4 protein-coding genes and 1 pseudogene are annotated in these 6,135 nt (G+C 68.8%); all 5 read right to left on the bottom strand.

What is annotated here, in order from left to right; all coding sequences use genetic code 11:
* Nucleotides 1-20 precede the first annotated feature (20 nt).
* Nucleotides 21-428, bottom strand: a pseudogene (locus tag FFS27_RS06010) (enoyl-CoA hydratase/isomerase family protein); the annotation flags it as partial.
* 258 nt (nucleotides 429-686) lie between these two features.
* Nucleotides 687-2,099: an amino acid permease gene (locus FFS27_RS06005; protein ID WP_021263538.1), complete on the bottom strand. Its 1,413-nt coding sequence runs from the start codon at nucleotides 2,097-2,099 to the stop codon at nucleotides 687-689.
* A gap of 183 nt (nucleotides 2,100-2,282) precedes the next feature.
* Nucleotides 2,283-4,535 (bottom strand): ATP-binding protein, encoded by a 2,253-nt coding sequence (locus FFS27_RS06000; RefSeq protein WP_023101635.1) that lies wholly within the window; start codon nucleotides 4,533-4,535, stop codon nucleotides 2,283-2,285.
* The gene (locus tag FFS27_RS05995) at nucleotides 4,532-5,308 is read right to left on the bottom strand and encodes a substrate-binding periplasmic protein (protein ID WP_021263535.1); all 777 of its coding nucleotides are present in this window, start codon (nucleotides 5,306-5,308) and stop codon (nucleotides 4,532-4,534) included. The genes FFS27_RS06000 and FFS27_RS05995 overlap by 4 nt, the downstream gene beginning before the upstream one ends.
* Before the next feature lie 3 nt (nucleotides 5,309-5,311).
* A complete protein-coding gene (aruR, locus tag FFS27_RS05990; RefSeq protein ID WP_003109882.1) occupies nucleotides 5,312-6,046 on the bottom strand; it encodes a two-component system response regulator AruR in 735 nt (244 codons plus the stop codon).
* Between the last annotated feature and the right edge of the window lie 89 nt (nucleotides 6,047-6,135).

Here is a 6,135-nt window from a genome sequence, read left to right as displayed (position 1 = left end):
CAGTAGGCCATGCCGGTCTAGCCGCCCTTGAAGCGCGCCGAAGCGGCGGCGATGCGGAAATCGCAGCACAGCGCCAGGTCCATGCCAGCGCCCACGGCGCTGCCGTTGACGGCGGCGACTGTGGGTTTGTCGAGGGCGTGCAGGCGCCCCATCAGGGCGTGGGCGGCCTCGGTCCAGCCATAGCGTTCCAGCTCGCCACGGGCTTCAGCCGCCGCCCATTCGGCGAGATCGGCCCCGGCGCAGAAGCTGCGTCCGCTGCCGCCGAGCACCACAGCGCGCACTGCCGGGTCGCGCTCGCAGGCATCGAGTCGGACGTGCAGGGCCTCCAGGGTGGGGATATCCAGTGCATTGCGCTGTTGCGGACGATTCAGGACGAGCCAGGCGATCCCGGCTTCGACCCGCGTCTGCAATGGGGAAAGGTCAGTCATGCGGCCCTCGTTCTTATTGTTGGTTGATGGCGATCGCGGCTTTCAGGCAATACTAAACACTCGTTCAACAAGACCACAATCCACCCATTCGGGTGTATGTAACGGCCCTGCGGCAGGCGCAAAGCCACACGCCATGCGATCTGCCGAAAAGCGGCGGAGGCCCGCGCGAGCCGGCTGTTACAACTTCGAACAAACCAACCAGGCGAAAACGAAAACGCCCGCCGGATGCGGCGGGCGTCGGGTCCTGCGAATGGCCGTTCAGCCGGCCCGTCCCAGGGCGGGGTCGCCCAGTCCCTGCGGCTGCCGGCGACGAACCACGTAATAGGCCAGGTAGCAGGCGGCGATGAAGCCGAAGCCCCAGTACAAGGACGGCCGCTGGGTGGGATCGAGGGCGAGGAAGACGAACAGCGAGCAGCACACGGCGATGCAGGCCAGCGGCACCAGCGGGAACAGCGGCGCGGCATATTTCAGCTCGGCGACCGTGCCGCCGCTGGCCATGTGCTCGCGGCGGAAGCGGTATTGGGCGTAGGCGATGACGATCCAGGTGACGGTGCCGGACATCCCGCTCACCGCCATCAGCACCATGAACAGGGTGTCGGCGGCGACCACGCTGGTCAGCAACGAGAGCAGGGCGAAGCACAGGGTGATCAGCAACGCGTAGAGCGGCACGCCACGCGCGCTGAGCTTCGACAGGCCGCGCGGGGCCATGCCGGTCCTGGACATCGCCCAGAGGATCCGCGTCGAGGCGTACAGGCCCGAGTTGCCTACCGAGAGGATGGCGGTGAGGATGACGAAGTTCATCAGGTCCGCCGCGTAGGGAATCCCGACCATGTCGAACACCTGCACGAACGGGCTTTCCACCAGCCCGGCCTGTTGCCAGGGAATGATGGCGGAAAGCACGACGATGGCCAGCACGTAGAAGATCAGTACGCGGAACACCACGTTGCGCACCGCCCGCGGGATGCTCTTCTCCGGTCGCTCGGTCTCGCCGGCGGCGACGCCCATGATCTCGCAACCCTGGAAGGCATAGACCACCGTCATCATCACCGCGAACACCGCTGACAGGCCGTTGGGGAACAGCCGCTCGCCGAACAGGTTGGAGAACATCGGCGCCGGCGCACCGCTCTTCAGTTCGATACCGCCGAAGATCACCAGCCCCCCGACCACGATGAACACCAGGATCGCCGCCACCTTGATCCCGGCGAACCAGTACTCGGCCTCGCCGAAGGCACGGGTCGCCAGGGCATTGAGGGAGAACAGCACGACCACGAAGAAACCCGACCATAGCCACACGGGCACCTCCGGGAACCAGCGGGTCATGAGCATCCCGGCCGCGGTGAATTCCAGGCCTACCGTGGAGGCCCAGCTCATCCAGTAGACCCAGCCGATCATGAAGCCAGTCGCCGGGCCGATGAAACGCGTCGCGTGGGCCTGGAACGAACCGGAGACCGGCATCTGCACCGACAGCTCGCCGAGGCAGACCATCACCAGGTACATCAGCACCCCGGCCACCAGGTAGGCCAGCACCGCGCCGGCCGGGCCGCCCTGGTTGATGGTCACGCCGGAGCCCATGAACAGCCCGGTGCCGATCACCCCGCCGAGGGACAGCATGAAGATGTGGCGGCTCGCCAGGGCCCGGGTGAGTTGCAGCCTTTCCTTGCCGTCAGCCATGGCGCACCTCCGGATGAGGGTACGCGCAGGGGTCTTCGAGATGGCTCATTATTCTTGTCTCCACTCTGTCAGAGGCCGTGTCTTGCGCACGGATGAGCGGATTATTGGCGGCGGATGTAAGACGCCGTTGAACGCGCGGATCGAAGATGTAAAAAGCTGTAAGGAAGTTGTTCGCCGCGCCGCTCAACCGGCCGCTGCGTCGGCTTCGCCGAGGAAGCCGGCGCGGCGCAGGGCTTCGGCGCCGTCGCGGCGCAGGCTACCCAGGCGTGCGCCCCAGGCTCGCGGGTCGACCCCGGCCGCGCCCAGGACCTCGCGCTCCAGCTCGCCCAGGCCGGCGCCGAGCGCCACCAGACCCATGGAGTGGCAGCTTCCGGACAGGCGATGGGCGATGTTCGCCGCCTCGGCCAGGTCCACCTGGTCCAGGGCTTCGGCCAGCAGCGGCAACTGCTCGTCCAGGCTTCCCAGCAGGTTGCCCAGCAGTCCGGCGAGCTTGTGCCGCCCCAGCAGGCGGCGGTGGGTCTCGAGCATCTGCCGGTCCAGCGCGGCGTCCGCCGCAAGCGCAGGCACGCCGGTTCCGACCTCGCCCAGCGCGCGGCGCAGCTCGTCCATCCGCAGGGGCTTGCCGAGCACCCCCTGCATGCCCGCGGCGAAGTACCGACGCACCATGTCCGGCTGGATGCTGGCGGTGAAGGCGAAGATCGGCGTGGCGCGGTTCAGGCCGTCGAGCTGCCGGCGAATCCCGGCGCAAAGCTCGAGGCCAGCCATCCCCGGCAGGTGCATGTCCAGCAGGATCAGGTCGAAGCGCCGCTGCCGGCACAGCGCCAGGGCCGGCCCCGCGTCCTCGGCCAGCATCACCCGGTGGCCGTCCCGCTCGAGCAGGCCCTGGGCTACCTCGCGGTTGAGCGCCACGTCCTCCACCAGCAGCACCTCCAGCGCAGACACCGATGCCGCCGGCGGCGTCGCGCCGGACAAGCTCGCCAGCGCCAGCTCGATCTCGAACCAGAACGTACTGCCCTGGCCGACCCGGCTTTCCACGCCGATCCGCCCGCCCAGCGCTTCCACCAGCCGCTTGCTGATCGCCAGGCCCAGGCCGGTTCCGCCGTAACGGCGGGTCACGGCGTCGCCGCCCTGGGTGAAGCGTTCGAAGATGCGTTCGCGCATTTCCTCGGGAATGCCGATTCCATCGTCCGCGACGCTCAGCCGCAGGCGCTCGCTTCCTGCGCTACGCGCCAGCCGCTCGACGCGAACGCGCACCTCGCCGGCCTCGGTGAACTTCACCGCGTTGCCCAGCAGGTTGGTCAACACCTGGCGCAGGAACTGCTCGGCGCCGCGATGGCCGTCATGAACCTGTGGGTCCAGCCACAGGTCCAGCCGTGTGGCGTTCTCCCGCGCCCGTGGTTCGAGCAGGGTGAGGACGTCCTCGAGCAGGCTCCGCAAGGAAAAGTCCACCGCTTCCGGCACATCCGCCGCTTCCTCCAGCCGGGCGAAGTGGAGGACCTCGTTGAGGATCGCCAGCAGTCCCTCCCCCGCTGTCGCCAGTGCCCGCAGGCGCTGGCGGTCACGCTCGCCGAGCGATGCCTCGCGCAGCAGCTCGGCCATGCCCAGGATGCCGTTCAGCGGGGTACGGATCTCATGGCTCATGGTCGCGAGAAAACGGCTCTTGGCGCGGTCGGCGGCTTCCGCCTGGTCCTTCGCCCGGCGCAGGCTGGCGGTGCGCCGCTCGACCTGCCGACGCAACTCGTCGCGGTCGGCGTCGCGCCGGCGGCGGTCGGTGCGCAGGGCCTGGCGCATGTCCTCCAGGGCGGCGGCGACGGCGTCGATCTCGTCGCGCTCGCGGTCCGCCTTGTCCAGTCGCAGCGGCTGTTGCAGGTCGCCTTCGGCGATATGCCCGGCGAACTCGGACATGCGCCACAGATGGCGAGTGACCAGGCTGTGGAACAGCCAACTGAGGGCCACCGCCAGGCCACAAAGGAAACTGCCCATCCACAAGAGGCTGGCCAGGCCGCCGGAAACCAGCCGGCGATAGACCGCCGCCAGGTCGATGGCGATCTCCAGCTCGCCCAGTTGCCGACGCTCGCCCCCCGGCGGCTGGTAGCTCAAGGGAAAGCGCTCGACCCGCAGCAGGCCGCGTGGACGCTGGTCGCCCTGCAACAGGTTGAAGTCGGCGCTTTGCAGACTGACACGGGCGATGTCGGGGAAATCCCCGAGGCCGCGCAACTGCACGTTCAACTGCTCCTGGTTGAGATCCCACAGGCTGCGCTCGAAGCTGGCCAGGTAGCCGCTGCGGATCAGTTCCAGGCGCGCCTCGATCTCGCGCATTTCGCGGCGGTATTCGAAGAACAGCTGCACGGCGCCGGCGAGGACGGTGAAACACAGGCTGAACAGCAGCACCCGCCACAGCAGGCGCCGCGCCAACACTCCGCCGTGGCCGCTCACCAGGCGTCCGCGCGGTTGCCGGCGAGGCGCCGATAGTCGCGCACGCTGTCGTCCAGCCAACGCTGGATGCTGCCGTCGTCGCGATAGCCACGCAGGGCCCGGTCGATCTCGTCCATCTTCGCCGCCAGCGGCGAGTGCCGCGAGACCGCCACCCGCAGGTAGTCCACCGTCAGCGGTTCGGGCAGCGCACGGATGTTCTCGCCGCCGGCCAGGCGCTCGGCGAACAGCGTGCCGGTGCGGCGTTCGTGGGCAATGTAGTCGATGCGCTGGCGCACCAGCTTGCCGAAGTTCTGTCGGCTGTCGGAAACCCATTCGACGTTGCCGTGGCGGCCGACGAAGCGGTCGAAGTCCGCCCCGTAGCTTTCGCCGAACAACAGCCCGCCGCGATAGCCGGCGAGGTCGCCGAGGGATCGGATGCGCACCGGCCGCTGGCGGTTGTAGAAGATCGCCACCTCCTCGCGCAGCACCGGCTCGGCGGAAAACGCCAGGTCGCGATCGCGCGCGGGCGTGCGGTAGGCCAGTATCAGGTCGACCCGTCCGGCGGCGGCGTCCAGCAGGCAGCGCCGCCAGTTGCCCAGCACCACCACCTCGACCCGGTAGCCCAGCGCGCCGAACAGCCGCTTCACCAGCTCCGGCGCCAGCCCCCGGACCTGCTGGCCATCGCTCCAGGAGATCGGCGGGTATACCGGATAGTCGCAATAGCGGATGGTCTCCGCAGCCTGTGCCAGGCCGCCCAGCAGCCATCCGCAGAGCGCCAGCCAGCGGGCCTGCATGGCTCAGGCGTCGCTGGCCGCGGCGGTGAACAGGTAGCCGGCGCCGTGGATGGTGATGATCAGTTGCGGTTCGGCCGGGTCGTCGCGCAGCTTGCGACGCAGGCGGCCGACCAGCACGTCGATGGAGCGATCGCTGGGCAGCCACTCGCGGTTGCGGATCTGGTCCATCAACTGGTCGCGGCTCAGGGTATGCCCGCTGTTGCGCAGGAAGGCGCCGAGCAATTGGAATTCGCCGTGGGTGAGCAGGGTCTCGTTGCCCGCGTGGTCGATCAGGCGGCGCCGGTCGGCGTCCAGCAGCCAGTCGCCGAACTGCCTGAGGGCCTGCCGGGCGGGGGCGGCGCTGGCCTGGGCATGGCGCACCCGGCGGATCAGGTTCTTCGCCCGCGACACCAGTTCGCGCGGGTTCAGCGGCTTGATCACGTAGTCGTCGGCGCCGCACTCCAGGCCGACGATGCGATCGATCTCGTCGTTGCGCCCGGTGATCAGGATGATCCCCACCTCGGAGCGCACCCGCAGCTCGCGGGTCAGGGTCAGGCCGTCCTTGCCGGGCAGGCGGATGTCCAGCAGCACCAGCTCGACCGGCTGGCCGAGATGGGCGCACTCGGCAAGGCAGGCTTCCGCCTGCTCGGCGTTGCCGGCGCAGAGGACGTCATAGCCCTCCTCGCCGAGATAGGCCTGGAGAAGCTCACGAATCACCGGGTCGTCGTCGACCACCAATACGCGCGGAACCATCGCCATCACCTTGCGCCTCCGGCGGGCCGGGGCGTTTCTTGTTCTGGGTTGTCGGACGGTGGGCGGAAGGGGCCGGGGCGCCTTCCGCTGCCAGC

The sequence above is a fragment of the Pseudomonas sp. 2VD genome, assembly GCF_005503585.1.
GTDB classification, from domain to species: Bacteria; Pseudomonadota; Gammaproteobacteria; order Pseudomonadales; family Pseudomonadaceae; genus Pseudomonas; species Pseudomonas aeruginosa.
Note: the sequence above shows the minus strand (reverse complement) of the source record. Positions and strands in the feature narration are given on the sequence as shown.